18 protein-coding genes are annotated in these 16,368 nt (G+C 40.6%); 5 read left to right on the top strand and 13 right to left on the bottom strand.

Annotation, left to right across the window (positions count from 1 at the left end):
* Position 1: 1 nt before the first annotated feature.
* The 9 genes from GD002_RS05905 to garR form a co-directional block, all read right to left on the bottom strand.
* Entirely contained in the window at positions 2 to 757 is a 756-nt protein-coding gene (locus GD002_RS05905; RefSeq protein WP_153731426.1) for a hypothetical protein, read from the bottom strand.
* On the bottom strand, positions 754 to 1,485 hold the full coding sequence (locus GD002_RS05910; RefSeq protein ID WP_153731427.1) for a hypothetical protein: 732 nt from the start codon (positions 1,483 to 1,485) through the stop codon (positions 754 to 756). Before GD002_RS05910 ends, GD002_RS05905 begins: the two co-directional genes overlap by 4 nt.
* 303 nt (positions 1,486 to 1,788) lie before the next feature.
* Positions 1,789 to 1,986 (bottom strand): ArsR/SmtB family transcription factor, encoded by a 198-nt coding sequence (locus GD002_RS05915; protein WP_194841488.1) that lies wholly within the window; start codon positions 1,984 to 1,986, stop codon positions 1,789 to 1,791.
* A gap of 512 nt (positions 1,987 to 2,498) precedes the next feature.
* A complete protein-coding gene (locus GD002_RS05920; RefSeq protein WP_153731429.1) occupies positions 2,499 to 2,729 on the bottom strand; it encodes a hypothetical protein in 231 nt (76 codons plus the stop codon).
* A 259-nt stretch (positions 2,730 to 2,988) separates the two neighbouring features.
* The gene (locus GD002_RS05925) at positions 2,989 to 3,246 is read right to left on the bottom strand and encodes a hypothetical protein (RefSeq protein WP_153731430.1); all 258 of its coding nucleotides are present in this window, start codon (positions 3,244 to 3,246) and stop codon (positions 2,989 to 2,991) included.
* 126 nt (positions 3,247 to 3,372) lie between these two features.
* The gene (gene glmS, locus GD002_RS05930) at positions 3,373 to 5,160 is read right to left on the bottom strand and encodes a glutamine--fructose-6-phosphate transaminase (isomerizing) (RefSeq protein ID WP_153731431.1); all 1,788 of its coding nucleotides are present in this window, start codon (positions 5,158 to 5,160) and stop codon (positions 3,373 to 3,375) included.
* Between the two features lie 544 nt (positions 5,161 to 5,704).
* A complete protein-coding gene (locus tag GD002_RS05935; protein ID WP_153731432.1) occupies positions 5,705 to 7,054 on the bottom strand; it encodes a GntP family permease in 1,350 nt (449 codons plus the stop codon).
* 9 nt (positions 7,055 to 7,063) lie between these two features.
* Positions 7,064 to 8,479 carry a four-carbon acid sugar kinase family protein gene (locus GD002_RS05940; protein ID WP_228548308.1) on the bottom strand — a complete coding sequence of 472 codons (1,416 nt, stop codon included), beginning with the start codon at positions 8,477 to 8,479 and terminating at the stop codon, positions 7,064 to 7,066.
* Position 8,480: 1 nt separating this feature from the next.
* Positions 8,481 to 9,374, bottom strand: a complete 894-nt coding sequence (gene garR / locus GD002_RS05945; RefSeq protein ID WP_153731434.1) for a 2-hydroxy-3-oxopropionate reductase — start codon at positions 9,372 to 9,374, stop codon at positions 8,481 to 8,483.
* 158 nt (positions 9,375 to 9,532) lie between these two features.
* On the opposite strand from garR, the gene GD002_RS05950 reads away from it, so the two are divergent.
* Positions 9,533 to 10,144 (top strand): GntR family transcriptional regulator, encoded by a 612-nt coding sequence (locus GD002_RS05950; RefSeq protein WP_153731435.1) that lies wholly within the window; start codon positions 9,533 to 9,535, stop codon positions 10,142 to 10,144.
* A 276-nt stretch (positions 10,145 to 10,420) separates the two neighbouring features.
* Here the strand turns inward: GD002_RS05950 and GD002_RS05955 are convergent, their stop codons facing one another.
* The 3 genes from GD002_RS05955 to GD002_RS05965 form a co-directional block, all read right to left on the bottom strand.
* Positions 10,421 to 10,894, bottom strand: a complete 474-nt coding sequence (locus GD002_RS05955; RefSeq protein WP_153731436.1) for a hypothetical protein — start codon at positions 10,892 to 10,894, stop codon at positions 10,421 to 10,423.
* A 162-nt stretch (positions 10,895 to 11,056) separates the two neighbouring features.
* Positions 11,057 to 11,593 carry an acyl-CoA thioesterase gene (locus GD002_RS05960; RefSeq protein WP_153731437.1) on the bottom strand — a complete coding sequence of 179 codons (537 nt, stop codon included), beginning with the start codon at positions 11,591 to 11,593 and terminating at the stop codon, positions 11,057 to 11,059.
* 164 nt (positions 11,594 to 11,757) lie between these two features.
* Complete coding sequence (locus GD002_RS05965; protein WP_228548309.1) at positions 11,758 to 12,576, bottom strand: Cof-type HAD-IIB family hydrolase; 819 nt, start codon at positions 12,574 to 12,576, stop codon at positions 11,758 to 11,760.
* Positions 12,577 to 12,690: 114 nt separating this feature from the next.
* Here GD002_RS05965 and GD002_RS05970 point away from each other — a divergent pair, with 114 nt between their 5' ends.
* Both GD002_RS05970 and GD002_RS05975 read left to right on the top strand, forming a co-directional pair.
* Positions 12,691 to 13,443 (top strand): hypothetical protein, encoded by a 753-nt coding sequence (locus GD002_RS05970; RefSeq protein WP_153731438.1) that lies wholly within the window; start codon positions 12,691 to 12,693, stop codon positions 13,441 to 13,443.
* Positions 13,421 to 14,164 carry an AAA family ATPase gene (locus GD002_RS05975; RefSeq protein WP_153731439.1) on the top strand — a complete coding sequence of 248 codons (744 nt, stop codon included), beginning with the start codon at positions 13,421 to 13,423 and terminating at the stop codon, positions 14,162 to 14,164. The genes GD002_RS05970 and GD002_RS05975 overlap by 23 nt, the downstream gene beginning before the upstream one ends.
* Before the next feature lie 67 nt (positions 14,165 to 14,231).
* Here the strand turns inward: GD002_RS05975 and GD002_RS05980 are convergent, their stop codons facing one another.
* Positions 14,232 to 14,393, bottom strand: coding sequence for a hypothetical protein (locus tag GD002_RS05980; protein ID WP_153731440.1), 162 nt, complete (start codon positions 14,391 to 14,393; stop codon positions 14,232 to 14,234).
* 126 nt (positions 14,394 to 14,519) lie between these two features.
* Here GD002_RS05980 and GD002_RS05985 point away from each other — a divergent pair, with 126 nt between their 5' ends.
* Both GD002_RS05985 and GD002_RS05990 read left to right on the top strand, forming a co-directional pair.
* Positions 14,520 to 14,711, top strand: a complete 192-nt coding sequence (locus GD002_RS05985) for a hypothetical protein (RefSeq protein ID WP_153731441.1) — start codon at positions 14,520 to 14,522, stop codon at positions 14,709 to 14,711.
* Positions 14,712 to 14,742: 31 nt separating this feature from the next.
* Positions 14,743 to 16,365, top strand: a complete 1,623-nt coding sequence (locus GD002_RS05990) for an ABC1 kinase family protein (RefSeq protein WP_153731442.1) — start codon at positions 14,743 to 14,745, stop codon at positions 16,363 to 16,365.
* Positions 16,366 to 16,368: the final 3 nt, after the last annotated feature.

Consider the following 16,368-nt stretch of genomic DNA (forward strand, 5'->3'; position numbering starts at 1 on the left):
ATCATTTCCTACCTGGCAGCTCCAGCTGTTCCTCACTAAAAATCAGCATATAATCTACTGTAATATCACCGACAGTATAGCTACTCCCATTCACTGAAATCTCTGGATACGCTTCATTCCCTAATTGATCCTTCGCAATCCAGCTGAAAAACACTTCTTGTGCTGGTGAAAAGTTCTCAAAGAATAAGCTTGACTGTTGCGTTGCTTGGCCCTTAAAGAGGGAGTTCAAAACGTTTACTCCTTCTTCTGGCAATGGCATGACACCATATGAACTCTCCTGAAGAGACGCAATCCACTCCATTTGCACTCTTGGATTATATATTTCCTCCTCATCCGAGATGAGATATCCTCTGTCCCGAATCAAATATAACTGAAGAGTGCTCAGTTGATCAACAGGAGAGAGATTCCAAACAAAATGATACGTCGAAGGATCTCGTTGATCAATCTTCCACACCCTAGGCTCACCATCCAGATCAATAGAAGCCACCTGCCATTTATATTTTCCCCACACCCAATAACTCAGACCATACTCGTTGCGCTCAGAAATAAAAGGAACGATTGCATGTCGTTCATCTGCATATATCTTGTCTTGAATCACATCAACAGTCGCTTCCGGAAACACCTGATGAATGTCATTGATCAATTGCTCATCTGCTGGAAGAGTTACAGGAGTAGAAAAATAAAACCAATAGAGCAAGCCAATTGACACAACAAGGAGGCCACCCCCTGCAAAGATCCATAATTTCTTCTTTGTCATCGGCTTCCTCCCCCATCTATCAGTGAATCATCCGATCGAAAGTAAAGCTGCCGTTTCATAGTCGTTACCAACATCCCTTTTCCATCCTCTTCAATGAAGATCATAGAATGCAGACCACTTCCCCACCTTGGGCTAGTACCGATCAGCTGATAAGGAAATCGTTCGTTTCGTTTAGCGGGTTCCGTATTTATATAATATTCGTTATACCATTTGTCGTTGAAAACCTTATCTTTTTTCATTGAGTCTCGTTGAGATAAGAATTTCTCTATCTGAAGCACCTGATTCTCTTTTGCGGCAGGGTGAATGGAAATAAGTTCTGCATCTTCTACTCGGGAAAGGTAAGTGGACAATTGATCTTTCGGATAAATCCAGTGATGAAAAGGAACGGATAGAAGAGCAAATGCCAAAATAATAGTATTCGACCAAAAGCCAAGCCATGCAAACTGACGATAGCGCTCCCATCGGCCTTCCTTACTTTTCAGAATGAAATACAAAATCCATACCCCGAGCGGCAAAATCGACAATCTTAGCGGCATATCAAACCAATTTACATTGACAGAGAAAGACAACAGTCCTGCCACTAATACGATTAAAATCTTCCATGCTTTAAGTTTAACGCTCTGTTTATTGTAGATTTTGATAGCAATAAATCCTACAGTAATCCATGATAATATGGTGAAGACAAAATTAATTATATTGAAATCAAACGTGACTTCTATACGAAACACCTCTTCTCACTTCCAAAACACGGAAACAACATCTACTCTAATTGTAGACTAAATGTCTGTTGGATGCATCTAGCTAATTAGACAAAAAAGTCCTGATGATTACTCATGATTTTCCATTTTCTAAATCTCTCCTTGAAATACGGTGAATTAAAAAGTAGCAAAGGAAGATCATCTAGAACTTTATTCAGAAATAAAAAATATAGTGTTCTTCATATTGTATGTAGCCAATCCCGATTGCCCTGCACCGATGACTATCGAATCAAATATAGTTGTCAAAATGAATCCCCTTTTTAATATCGTGTTTTAGCGATATGAATATATAAAAATATCAGCTTTTTTCAGCATGGATATTTGTTCAGAAGCTGTTGATTGTCCAATCCCTATTAATTCAGCTACTTGATTGACAGTCACTTCATTTTGATTAAGGAACAAAATTATAATTGCTTGCCGTTTTTCATTTGCTAGGCCTTTAAAAAACAGTTTAACTTCTTCACTAATCAATGTTATATTATGTCTCCAATCTTAACGTATCGTAAATTAACGATATGTATACTAATCCATTTAAATTATCAGTATTTGTTAAATTCATATAAAAGTAACTAAACTTATCCTCGTCTACACATTTTGATAGCTACTCATTACATGTTCTTCACAGTCCATATAACTCTACAAGTTTCTTTTTACGTTAAAAATTATAACTATAGAGTCAGAACCACTCCAAACTACTCAACGAACTAAATCAGCCGCATTTCACATATTTTCTCTGTCATAGTTACTAGCCAGATTAATCCAAGAGCTTTCTTCATAAAAAAGCCCGCAAAGTCAGATGAAATGACTTTGCGGACTGTCTCTTTCGATTTATGATTGGCATCTAAATACCAAACAACGATTCAGTCATTCAATTAAACTTAAATTTACCTTCATCACGTGTAAAATCCTGTGTAAATTAAATTGATCTCGTAAAGGATCCGTTATAGAGTAGATTTCGTTAGATTACATTCTTTCAGATAATCTTACTTCCAAGAAACCTGTGAAGGATGGCATTTAAACCAACCAAGCCACTCTGATAATGCACAACCCGCTTCGAATCCAACTTCTCCATCTTTCCACTTACCGCCTAAGGAAGTTGACCCTATCGTCTCACTGGTTGATGCTGCCTCCGCAGTATTTATAGAGGAGTTAGCTCCAATAGCTAAAACACCCGCCATTAGTAATGCAGCCGCAAATCGACCTGTTTTTTTCAACTTTATCAATCCCTTCCGTAGAAATTTATGATTTATTCATTAAATTTTTAATAAATCATACATAACTATTCCCAGAAAAAAGAAGGTTAAACATTCTAAGTTGTTCTATAACCTCCTCCCGCTTATATCAGTTACAATCCATGCATTTATTTACAATTAAAGAATGCTTAATAACAATGAACCTTTGTCGTTAAAATACACCCCGAATATTTAAAAATAACGTTTTTTTAATCTTAAAAACGCGAGAATAATGACAGCTCTACAATTTATCTTTGTAATTCTCTAGAATGTGTAATATTTGCCCTCGACGAAATGATTCTACGGATGGAATACCTGTATTCTCTGTTGCTATTTCATCTTCTATTTGAATGTGATTAGTATTTATTTTCCTAATCACATATTGATTTCCCTCATATTCACCAGAGCGAAAATTATCCAGTGCAATAAAATCATAAATTGTTTTATAAGTTTCTACATCCATTATTTCCGAGTCCAGAAATTGCTGAATGAAATCCATTTTACATACTCCTTTCTCTTTTTAAAATAACAGTTACCTACAATACGTGAGCTTTTTAAGTAGAATATAATCTTTTAAAAAGACCGAAGCACCAGTCTTGGCACTTCAGTCTATTCCAATTCCCCCTCACTCCACCGTAACACTCTTCGCTAAATTTCTCGGCTTATCCACGTCACACCCACGCTGCAAAGCCGCATAATAACTAATTAACTGTAATGGGATCACCGAGACGAGCGGCGTCAGAATTTCATGCACACAAGGTAATACAAAACGGTCTCCTTCTTCTTCAAGACCTTCCATCGAAAGAATACTGGCATTGGCTCCTCTAGCCGTAACCTCTTTCACATTCCCTCTTATATTCGGACTAACTTCACTCTGTGTAGCTAATGCAAATACGGGCGTTCCTTCTTCAATCAAAGCAATCGTACCATGTTTTAATTCGCCGCCTGCAAATCCTTCTGCTTGAATATAGGAAATTTCTTTTAGTTTCAAAGCTCCTTCCAAGCTCACATAAAAATCGAGGTTTCGGCCGATGAAGAAGGCATTGTGTGTAGCTGTCAATGTTTCTTCCACAATTTTTTTCATCTCTTCTTTTGAATCCAGCAAAGTTTGGATTGAATTTGCTGCAATGGAGAGTTCTTTCTTTAAGTCCAAACTGCTCTGTCCGCAAGCGTATGCACTAATGGCGAGAACCGCTACTTGTGCGACATATGCTTTTGTTGATGCGACGGCTATTTCAGGATCTGCATACAGTAACAATGTATGATCTGACTCTCGTGATAAAGTCGATCCTTGAACATTCGTCAACGTAATCGTCGGATAACCGAGTGCTTTCACTTTTACCAACACTTGACGGCTATCGGCTGTTTCACCAGATTGTGTGATGAATAAAAATAATGGTTTCTCTGACAGCAGTGGCATATTGTAACCGAACTCACTCGAAATATGGACTTCCACTGGTATGCCCGCTAGCTTTTCAAAGTATTGCTTACCGATCAATCCCGCATGATAGCTAGTGCCCGCTGCAATAATGTACAGACGATCGGCTGCTCGGAATGCTTGCAGAATCTGTGGATCAATGGTCAGTTCACCATTTTCATTGGAATAGGCGTCAATGATTTTACGAATAACTGTTGGCTGTTCATCCATTTCCTTCAACATATAGTGTGGATAGGTTCCTTTCTCCAAATCACTTTGATCAAGCTCTGCTGTATAAGGTGCCCGTTCGATCCGTTCTCCGTCTAGCGTACAGATTTCTAAAGAATTTTTCTTCAGAAGAACGATTTCTTCATCATGTAGCTCAATAAACTGATCTGTTACTTGCAGCATTGCCATCGCATCGGATGCAACGACACGGCAATCTGAGCCAATGCCCACCAATAAAGGGCTTCGGTTTTTCGCAACATACAATGTATTAGGATCACGTTCATCTAGCATGGCAATCGCATAGGAGCCATGTACAAGGGTTAATGCTTTACGAAATGTCACTTCCGTTGAGGCTTCTTCCAAAGACAGTTGCTCAATTAGCTGGACAATAACTTCTGTATCCGTGTCTGATTTCATTTCCACATCCTGTAAGTAGTCACGCTGTAGCTGGAGATAGTTTTCGATTACACCATTATGCACAAGAGTAAACCGACCCGACTGACTTTGGTGTGGATGAGAATTTTTCCGATCCGGCACACCATGTGTTGCCCAGCGTGTATGGCCGATTCCAGTCGTAGCGGGTGAGTCTTGATCCACTACTTTCGTAAGATCTGCGATTCTGCCTTTTTCCTTGAATACCTGCACGCCTTTATTTGTTTGAAGTGCGATACCCGCTGAGTCATACCCTCTATATTCTAATTTCTGCAATCCGTTTAATAACACGTTCGTTACTTGCTGTTCTCCAATATATCCTACAATTCCGCACATATCTTTCCCTCCATTTGAAGAAACGTCAAAATACACCCCACGTATGAAGTGTTTTTTAGCTTATTCGTATGTTTGCCTTCTTGACCATTTGGTTGTACGATCTCTCGTACCATTTGAGATCAAGAGTTCAATCGGGCAACAGCGATCGGGAGGCATCCGCCGAACATTTCGATAGTCCTCCACCTCGTCTGCGAGAGATTGCAGTTCTGATTTCTCCGGCACTGGCGCTTTAACTGTTTTCCTAGTTTAACGTGCGATGCTTTCCTCCTTTTGCACTTTGTTATCATACTGAAAAACGTTTTTCTTTGTCAATCAAGAATTGAACAAACCAACTTGATAGTCCTAATTGAGGTTTGGCTCGTTTCAAATGGAAATACGCTCGGTTCGCTAATGGCAATGCTCGTTTCTGGCTGAGTTTGGCTCGGTCCACTAGGGATTTCGCTCGGTCATAGAGAAGTAACGATCGGTTCCATAAAGGTTGCTTGCATGAATACTACAAAAAAAACCGCAAGTCACTCACTACCGAGCGACTTGCAGTTTCTAGTTATAATCCAGGTAAAAACCCACTTAGTAAATTCAACAAATAGACCATAGCAAGTGCCGACAGTCCGGCGATAAATCCACCGATCGACCATGCTTGAATCGTTTGTGGAATCGTGAGACGACCAAATTTATTAACGACCCAGAAGCCGGAGTCATTAGGCAATGACAAACCGATTGCGCCCGCACAAATTGCGAGACCGAGCAAGATAGGAGAAACACCGAGTTCGCCAGCCATCGGTCCAAGAATGGATGATGTTGTGACGAGGGCGACGGTCGCTGATCCGAGTGATGCTCGTAAAATCTGCGAGAAGATAAACGCTAGAATGAGTACAGGTATGTTCCATCCTTGCATCGTTTCGATCAGGTAATCACCGATACCACTTTGATTGATAACGGCTCCAAATGCCCCACCCGCTCCTGTAACGAGGATGATCATTCCTGCAGAGTTAATTGCTTCATCATACAATGTTTTATATGGCACATGAATATACGGTTTTAGAACGATCAATGCAACAATCACACTGATCAAGAGAGCAACGTTTTTATCCCCAATAAAGCCGAGAATGCGAGATGCCATTCCATCTTCTAGCCATAAATTCGTGACGGTATTCAATAGGATCAAAATAATCGGCAAGCCGAGCATGAAAAACGATAAGCCTGTAGAGATTTCTTTACGTCCTTCGACTTTTTCAGGAACAACTATTTCGTCTTCGAGTTCTTCAGGTGTTGTCTGAATTCGTTTTCCAATAAACGTTCCATAAATATAACCACCAACCATCGTAGCCGGAATCGCACAAATCAGTCCATAAAGAATAAATAATCCTAAGTCTGCACCCGTGTTTTCTGCCACGACAAGTGGGCCCGGAGTTGGTGCGATCATACTATGCGAGACGATCAGTCCTACTCCCAGTGAGGTCACGAATGTCACAATAGAAATACCCGTTCGTCTAGATAAACTCTTAACAAGCCCACTTAAAATTACAAATGCTGCATCAAAAAAGACGGGAATGGAAACAGCGATTCCTGTTAGAGAAAGTCCCGCTGCTGATCGTTTGACCCCGAATACACGGAGTACCGCTTCCGCAATTTTCTCTATCGCACCGGATACGCCTAAAAATTGACCAAAAATCACGCCAAGACCGATCAAAATCCCGACTCCGGTAAGCGTATTTCCGAATCCGGTCGTAATGACTTTCGGAACTTCCTCCAAAGGAAATCCAAGTACCAATGCTGTGACAAACGCTACAACAATTAATGTCACGAACGGTTCAATTTTCATTTTCAATATCATAAAGAATAATGCTGCCAGTGACAGCAAAAAAACAACGATGAGCATATTGCCTTCTACCATGTTAACACCTCAATTCCTATGCACTAATTTCTCTACCACATTCCGCAGTGTATCCACTTCGCCGACATTTCCCGGGAAGATGATATACGGGATGCCCGGAAAACGACTTTCTTCTCCAGTTTTCCATACAGGTATACCAGGCGCGATTTGTCCAGCAACTTCTGCCTTTTTCACGACCAATCCTTTTGTTCCCACGTCACTTGACGTAATGCCGCCCTTTGCGATGACGAACGCTGGTTTCGGATCACAGTGCTGAACAAACTGTGTGACTGCAGAAGAAATCTTTACAGAAAGCGCCAGTTCCTCTTCCTGACGTCCTTCACCTAAATCGAGTCGGGCACGAGATGTATACACGCAAACTGTGATACCTTCACTAATTTTCTCATTGATTCGTTGTTGAATTCGTTCGACTTCTTCATCGAATTGCACTGCATCCACGACAAGATGGCAATCAAACTCTATAAATTCAACCGCATTCAGTGTCTTCAATGCATTCAACTGATCTGTCGTTTTCTGTACATGTGACCCGACCACAATCAAGCCGCCAGTTAAAGACTCGGCCAGCATTATGTCCTCTTTCATTAAATAAGGTTTTGATGAAATATCGCCGATTACTTTCGTGAAGGAAGCCGCTGTACGAAATAGAAAATGCTTTCCTTGCTGCATGACACGCATCAGTGCAATCGTGAACACTTGCACGTCTTCTTCAGTTACAGCATTCACTATCATCTTTTGAAATTTTTCAAGACGATGCAATTTCGCCTCAATCGAATTGAAATCGAGTGCTCGCAACTCGTCCAATGAAATCGACAACACCGTATCAGCGGAATATTCATTACCTGTTTTTTCAGCGATATATTCTTTTAGATCACTTTTAGTAAAACCAAACATTCGATCTTTCGCAAATTCTGTTTCACCTGCTGGGATATAGCTTTCATTCTGTTTCACGTAATGAATATCATCAATCGTTTCTCTGCCACCTTCTTTAAAAAACGGAATGAGAATTTCTCCATCCAACGTATATACGCCCTGTTGCTCTAATGTATTTTTCAACACTTCTGTTTCAAGAGGATAATGTCCTCGTAACGTAGAATCGCCTCTGCTGATCACTAAAAAGTTTTGTCCCGTTTCCTTAGCCACTACTGCCAATCTTTCCGCAATCTGCGTATGCACTTTCGTCGTCTCTTCAACAGAGAAAGCGCGTGAATTCGTCAATAAGAAGAGTAGCTGACGAGGTTCCTCGAACATGGAACGAATCGTTTCTTCCGACCAATCCGTATACACCGGGACACCATGAACAGTTTGGACACCTGTTGGATCATCGTCAAGCACAATAATTTTTTGCTGGAATGCTGGACGTTCTGCTTTCCACAAAGCCTTCAGTTCCGAGCCATATGTAGGTAGTTGTTCAACTCGCTGCTGCAATTTATTTACCTCCCTTCGGCACTTCGAAATTTGCTAATTTCTCATAATACTGGATCAACCCTACATGGTCATCTGCTGCTTTGCCATCTATTTTCAATGCGTGGAACATTTCCAAGACATCCGTCGTAAGTGGCATCGGGACACCAATATCTCGTCCCGCTTGCACGACGTTCGTTAAATCTTTCATATTGATATCAATTCGTCCACCTGCAACGAAATTTCGTTCCAAGACTAGAGGTAGTTTCGCGTCTAACACAGAGCTGCCCGCCAATCCTCCACGAATAGCATGATACATCTTTTCTATATCTACTCCAGCTTTCGAAGCAAGAACTACTGCTTCTGACATAGCAGCAATTGTGACATTCACTAAAATTTGATTGGCTAATTTGGTTGTAGATCCGCTACCATGACCGCCAACATGTGTCACGTCTGCAGCCATCGCCTGGAGTACCGGAAGTGCCTCAGCCAATGCTTGTTCCTCTCCACCTATCATGATCGCCAATGTGCCATCAATTGCTTTTGGCTCTCCTCCACTCACCGGGGCATCCATAAAACGGACATGCACTTTTTTCAATTCATTTGCACAATAGACTGAATCCCCTGGCGAGACAGAACTCATATCAATGACGATTGCCCCTGGTTGAAGATGATTTGCGATTCCATTCTCTCCAAATAAAACATCCCGTACAATTGTTGCATTCGGCAGCATAGTAATGACAATATCGCTTCCTTCTGCTGCTGCCTTTGGAGAAACCGCTTCCACAGCCCCCGCATCGCCTACGATCTTTCTCGCCTCTTCATTCAAATCAAATGCCGAAACCTCAAAACCTGCTTTCAATATATTTAATACCATCGGACGACCCATAATTCCAAGACCAATAAACCCTACTTTCATCTCGAAAGCCTCCTCTTTACTGTCAATTAACGCTTTTATTATACGACAACTATTCTGACTTGTATACATTTCATTAATTATTGAATACGATTAACTAACTTAACTAAAAATCTTGTATACTACATAGTAATCAAATCGTGAAACGGAGGAGAAAGATTGTGGACATTACTTCAGGAAGTGCACAGTTACTTGCATATGAAACGATACGAGAAAAAATTTTCAACGGTTCGTATCCTGGCGGGATGAAATTGGTGGAGGAACGGTTAGCCGAGGAAATTGGCGTCAGCCGCACCCCCATTCGAGAAGCCATTCGCCGTTTAGAACAAGAAGGGTTGATTAAACGCAAAAAAGTGATTAAGCCTACAGAAAAAGATCTACGTCATTTATTTCAAATGCGCATGCTCATCGAAAGCCATGCTTCAAAAATGGCTGCCACCTATATGACAGAGCAACGTATCGACGAGCTACGCGCTTGCATCCGCCTTTCCAGATCCAGCACGAATGAAGGTATCGTGAAGGCGAATAAGAAGTTTCATGATTTGATCGTACAGGAATGCCGCAATCCGATCATGATTGACACTGTCGATAAAATGCAATCCATCATTTACTTATTCAGCAAAACTGTCGTCCTACATGAACGTCCTCTACTGATTGAAGAACACGAAAGAATTTGTGATGCAATCGAAGAACGACAACCAGAGTTAGCAAGCAAGTTAATGGAAGAACACTTAAAAGCAGATCTAGAGTTTACTCTTAACATTGTCGATTAAATCACTTTTCATGCATTGTTTCTTTTAAGCGTTCTCAAATAAAAAAACTTATGTAAGTCGTTATGACTGCATAAGTTTTTTGCATACTATTCGTGATTATCAAGTCTCATCTATTTTAAAAAACTTATAAGTTAAAGAAAAAAGATAGGTATCCTCTACCTAGATTGATTAGAGAACATCCTACCTACTAATAGTATGAACAGTTGTTTAATTATTTATACACACAGTTCAGATTTTCTTAAAAATTCAATCAAAAAACTTTTTAGTTGCGTATTTTCATCTCTCTTCCGCTGCTTTATCCCTAGTAAGAACCTCGTATTTTGTATGGATCATTACATCCATTTCAAAAACTAGCTGCACGATCGGTAGCGGAAAATCAGAAGGGACCAGATCGACCTCTTCTGTAAATCCAATGTCGAAGTTTCCTACTTTCTCTATTTGATAATAGAAATCTTCATCACTAGCAGGTGTTGCTAAAATTTCACCTATGAAATGGTAGAAGCCCATATATCGTTTACAATTTACCTGCTTTTCGTCAATTACGAAGACTTCCCCCTCCTTGGCGGGATCAATACCCAAAGATAAAAACAGTTCATCATAAGCAGGAGGAAACTGGGTGATTCCATTTACATATGTGGCACAGTCTTCACAAAAACAGTCGTCTATTCTGCCTTGAAATTGCTGGTAATACGAATTGGTTTTCTCACGGTCGACTCGGATTTTCCAAGGTCCGATTTCGATTAGCTCCAAAGAGTTCTCTCCTTTTAGACATAGTTTTATAATGTAGTATACCATGTCTACACTTCGATTTAACTGAATTTTCTCATTACATTTACATTACATATTGTACTAGTAGTAGATCACTGAAATAAAAAAAAACTCAGTCAACCGTTTAAGTAGACTGAGTTTGGATTATGCATTCACACTTACTGGCTCATGCCATGGATAGTTATTTGTTAAAACAGTTGCTAAGTCCTTGCTTTGCTGTTTTCGCATTTTACGAATTTCCGCCCGTTGCGGTGCCGTTTCATGCAAGTACTTTTCTTCTTCTGTTTCAGGAATTACTTGCGGTACCGTCATTGGCTTTTTATCTTGATCCAACGCTACAAACGTCAATAAAGAAGTTGCCGCAATTTTACAGACGCCACTTGCCAAATCTTCTGCGATGACTTTCACAAAAATCTCCATGGATGACGTTCCAGTCCATGTTACATAAGATTCGAAACAAACAGAATCGGAAGGACGAATTGGATGCAGAAAATCCACGGAATCCATGGATGCCGTTACGCAATCGGCTCTACTATGCCGAGCTGCTGAAATCGATGCGATTTGGTCGATATCACTCATTAAGCGCCCACCAAACAACGTATTATGATTGTTGACGTCATTAGGAAAAATCCTGCTCGTTCGTACAACTCTTGATTCCCGGCACTGCTTTTCACGTTTCATTCTAAATGAAGCCTCCCCTTGATGTATACCAACCTACCGTTTTCAAAATAGACCAAATCAATAAATAATTCTTAAATTTATATATCAACTTAATATAACGGTAGTTCACAAAGTTGTCAAGAATGTATTGTGAAATTTCATGCTATATCGTAAATTTTTCTATCTTATATTTTGCTCTTCGAAAAAAATGGGACATCCTTTTCCTCTAGCAAACCAACTGTAAGCAACCCTTTTATGATTCCATCCTCCGAGCAAGAAGCAGTGACTAGATCAGCCACTTCCTTTAGTTCTGGAATCGCATTTTCCATCGCAATTCCTGTGCCCACCGTTTCGATCATTTGCATATCATTCGGCCCATCTCCGAATGCGTAGCTATTTTCGATTGGAATATCCAAGTGGTCCAGCATTTTTTGAATACCGATAGCTTTGGACGCTCCTTCAGGAAGCATGTCCACAGAGCATTCATCCCATCTAATAAACGTATAGTTATTGAACAGTTCCATATATTGCTCTGTTTCCTCTGGCATGCAATAAATCTGTACTTGGTTCACAACTGAATGCGAATAAATTTCTGAATCCACAGGAGGATACGGGATCTTTAGTCGTGTCGTACCCGCTGTGACCAACGGATGTGCGGATGCATTCGTAACAAATGTCTCAAATGTAGAATACGTCAACCCATGTCCGTTTTTCTCAGCTAACTCGGTTAACTTTTGCATATCTTCTCGTTTCATTGGGTTAGAGTAAATCTCCTTCCCATTACACACCACATGCTGACCATTCATCGATACATACGAATCAAATGATAGTTCTTCTAGCAACCACTTGAACATCAGAGGTGCTCTGCCAGTGCAAATCACAGTGTATACCCCTTTGTCCTGCAACGCTTTTAATGCTTGCTTTGTTGAATCTAAAATGGTCTTATCATGACTCATTAAGGTACCATCTAAATCAAAGAATACAATTTTCTTATTCAATGTCATTTCCACTCTCTTTCTATCTCATGTTACAATTAGTCTAACAATTTGCTGACAGATATGCTTTGAAGTTGCTTATCAGTTAACGATTAAAAATGGAATGTCTGTAGGTGAAGATAGATGAATCTAAAGAAAATCATTCTGTTGGTATTTTCGGTATTCTTACTGCTCATTTCAATTGGACCTTTGCTGACAATGGCCCGTGAACTGTGGACGAGTTCGAAAGTGGATGGTCGTTATAAAGTGCAGCATGCTTATACAGATGACAATGGGTTTCCCGATATCATAGATACGCAAACACTAACAGTGCATGATCAATCAATATTTATTAAAGAAGAAACGACGGAGAGGAAAGCCCCTCTCACTTCATGGGATCGAGAAGAAGGGGTTCCACCTGGTGATATCGTCAACCTACAGCTAGTAATCAATGGAAGGAACGTCTCTACTGCAGATCCTATTTGGCTTTCGAACCGGCAACGTGGTAGTCGTTATTTTTCATGGCTGGACGTATTGACTGTAAAGGATCGCGTGAAAGGTACAGAACAACTGATGATCGTTCAACGTCTATCTGATGACGATGTTGTTGACAACAATCGCAAATGGAAAATCATCACGGTCGATCGATCAGGGAAAACGTCTGAAGAGCACTTTACGTATAAAAATCGAAGTGATCATCCACTAGGTGTGAAGTTAGTAAACTTCAGTTATACCGGATTAATGCAGATGGGTTATTATTCCGATTTACTGAAAGGCTATCCCAGTCTTATTTTCCCATTCACCTATCCATTTGCTACTGGCTTGATGGGTGTAGTCTTTTTATGGCTTGCGTTGAGAAGAAAGGGTGAAAAACATGCTGGCGAAACAATATCTTAAAGGCATGCGTTTGAAGCGATCCTCTGTGCCAACATTTGAGTTATATCCTTTTGACTTACCAAGTATTCGAACACTAGATGAGCTGGCATTTCATCCTAATGTGACGTTTTTTGTTGGAGAAAATGGTATGGGAAAATCGACGTTGCTGGAGGCGGCAGCCGTGGCGGCTGGTTTCAATCCAGAGGGTGGCTCCTTGAACTTTAACTTCTCTACATATGATTCGCACTCCGTATTGGAAGAGTATATAACGCTCATTAAAGGCGTGTTTCGTCCAACTGACGGATTTTTTCTGCGAGCTGAAACTTTCTATAATCTCGCGACTACGATAGAAGAGCTGGATCGTGCGCCTGGTGGTCCTCGGATTATAGATGGCTATGGCGGCGTTTCTTTACACGAACAATCTCATGGTGAATCGTTCTGGGCAACGTTCATCCATCGCTTTAGAGGGAATGGGCTCTACCTATTAGATGAGCCAGAAGCCGCTTTGTCTCCGTTGCGACAACTTTCCATGCTAAGTCGTATTCACGATTTAGTCGGAGAAGGATCTCAGTTTATCATTGCCACGCATTCTCCCATCCTGCTCGCTTATCCCGATGCAAAAATTATAGAATTTACGGATGATGGAGCACAAGAAACGACATTAGAAGAAACAAGTCATTATCAAATCATGAAACAGTTTTTTGATGACAAAGATCGTATGTTGCATCATTTGCTGAAATAATTAATACAAACAATATGAAATATGTAAAATAAGCGATTATTTCCGGGGAAATAATCGCTTTTTGTATTTATTCCTCACGTTCATTTTGCCTGTTTACTTCTTTCCTAGCTTCTTTCTTTATTTCATCCACTTGTTTCTCCGCTTCTCTTGCTGCATCATTTGCTACTTCAGACGGCTTTTTATTATGTTTATGTTGATTATCGGGTTGATCTGCGTAACTCTTCGTCATATTCTGCACCCCATTTCTAAATTTATTTTTTATTATTCCCCTACGACGAAGAATAAAACCTGGCGATAAAAACGTATAGTTTTTCATGCTACAATAAGGGTAGAAATTAAGAAAGGTGGACTAGCATTGTCTAAGAAACTGTCTATCTATTTATTCATGCTGGCAATCGGCTGTACATTTTTAGCTTTAGCGATCCTTATCGATCTTCCCGAAAAAGTAAAGTGGCTATTTTTGGCCATCGCTGTAATTTTGAATGTAACGAGTGCTGCTGCCGCAATGAAATTCGGCTTACAACAAATGAAACCTGACAAACGATAAATTCTATCTGTCACGGAAAGAGGAGTTGCCTTTGAAACGTTCTGCCAATTATCGTATTGTGCGTATCGTCTGGATGGCGGTCGTATTCTTCATTCAAGTAGTAGCATTCCAACGGCGATACCGGGGAAAGTTCACTCCCGCCGTGACAGTAAAATGGAACCGACTTGTAACGAAACAAGCAAGAGCATATAAACGCACAGCTCTTGAACTAGGTGGATTAATGGTGAAACTGGGGCAATTCCTATCTACACGTGCAGATATCATGCCAGCTTCCTTCATAGAAGAATTAGATGGCTTGACCGATCACGTGACGCCCGTGCCAACAGAGAAGGCATTACAGTTATTAGATGAGGAATGGGGTAAACCGCATAGCGAGAATCTGAAAGATATTACGTCAGAGCCCGTCGCATCCGCCTCGATCGGAGAAGTCTACAAAGCATTCTTACTTGACGGTTCGCCAGTTGCGATCAAAATACAGCGTCCCGATATTGAACGGATCTTACGGGCAGATTTTAAAGCAATCCGTATTGTTATTTGGCTTGCCAAACGTTTTTCTTCATTGAGAAAGCAAATCGATCTAGATTTACTATATGTCGAAATGACAGATGTCATCGGAGCTGAGTTGAATTTCATTCAGGAAATGAAAAACGGACGAAGTTTTGCGGAAAGGTTTCCTCATATGGAAGGAGTGCGCTTTCCTGTATATTATGACGATCTGTCGACACGCAGAGTATTGGTGATGGAATGGATTGAAGGATCGAAGGTGACAGATCTAGCCTTTTTGGAAGCCCATCATATTGACCGAAGGAAGCTGTCAGAACAGCTTTTCCGCTTGTTTTTGGAGCAAATCTTGGAAGGCGGTCAATTTCACGCAGATCCTCATGGAGGAAACTTATTAATCCAGCCTGATGGTACATTGGTTTTGATAGACTTCGGGATGGTTGTGAATATTACGCCTACGGAAGCAGATGCCATTTTCCTAATAGTGGAAGGTGTGCTTTTCAATCAATATGACTCTGTTCTAGACGGCCTGGAAACGTTAAACTTCTTGCTTCCTCATGCAGATCGACGTGTATTGGCAAGTGCCATAGAACGCGTTGTCAAAGCGTATGAATCCAATGATTTGCAGGATGTGAATGGTTTTGTCGTCGATAATCTTCTCAATGATTTGAAAGTCATCGTTCGAACGCAACCTGTTCAAATGCCAGCCGAATTTGCATTTTTAGGCCGAGCTGTCTCCGTTTTTGTCGGTGTACTGCATGTATTAGATCCAACAATCGACTTGCTCGCAATTGCACGTCCTCGAATCGTCGAATGGGCAAAGCAGCATAGCAAAGAGAAGAATCCATTTACAAATAAAAAAGAGCTTCAGCGCACTCTGCTGCAAGGCGTTGGCCAGTTACGCAGTATCGCACCGAAGCTATCTAATTTTCTGGAAGAACCCGCCCACATCCATCACTATTTGAAGCAACGTGATCAGGAAGAACGTCAATTCCGAATAAAACTGCAAAACCGTTTATTCGCTGGAATCATTGCAGTGGGAGCATTGGCTACTTTGTTCTATGGCATTTTAGACGAGTATATAGAGCTAATGAGTGGAGCTGGCTTTGTCCTATTAATTTCATATTGGAGATTTCATCGATTAGGTAAATGACTA

It is taken from the genome of Sporosarcina obsidiansis (genome assembly GCF_009651005.1).
Taxonomy (GTDB): Bacteria; Bacillota; Bacilli; order Bacillales_A; family Planococcaceae; genus Sporosarcina; species Sporosarcina obsidiansis.

What these genes read in the sequence shown, in the direction of transcription:
- GD002_RS05960 (WP_153731437.1), bottom strand. Translation starts at nt 11,593, where the DNA reads ATGAAACGTGAAAAGCAGTGCCGGGAATCAAGAGTTGTACGAACGAGC.
- GD002_RS05970 (WP_153731438.1), top strand. Translation starts at nt 12,691, where the DNA reads ATGAATCTAAAGAAAATCATTCTGTTGGTATTTTCGGTATTCTTACTG.
- GD002_RS05980 (WP_153731440.1), bottom strand. Translation starts at nt 14,393, where the DNA reads ATGACGAAGAGTTACGCAGATCAACCCGATAATCAACATAAACATAAT.
- GD002_RS05935 (WP_153731432.1), bottom strand. Translation starts at nt 7,054, where the DNA reads ATGGTAGAAGGCAATATGCTCATCGTTGTTTTTTTGCTGTCACTGGCA.
- GD002_RS05975 (WP_153731439.1), top strand. Translation starts at nt 13,421, where the DNA reads ATGCTGGCGAAACAATATCTTAAAGGCATGCGTTTGAAGCGATCCTCT.
- GD002_RS05925 (WP_153731430.1), bottom strand. Translation starts at nt 3,246, where the DNA reads ATGGATTTCATTCAGCAATTTCTGGACTCGGAAATAATGGATGTAGAA.
- garR (WP_153731434.1), bottom strand. Translation starts at nt 9,374, where the DNA reads ATGAAAGTAGGGTTTATTGGTCTTGGAATTATGGGTCGTCCGATGGTA.
- GD002_RS05965 (WP_228548309.1), bottom strand. Translation starts at nt 12,576, where the DNA reads ATGACATTGAATAAGAAAATTGTATTCTTTGATTTAGATGGTACCTTA.
- GD002_RS05905 (WP_153731426.1), bottom strand. Translation starts at nt 757, where the DNA reads ATGACAAAGAAGAAATTATGGATCTTTGCAGGGGGTGGCCTCCTTGTT.
- glmS (WP_153731431.1), bottom strand. Translation starts at nt 5,160, where the DNA reads ATGTGCGGAATTGTAGGATATATTGGAGAACAGCAAGTAACGAACGTG.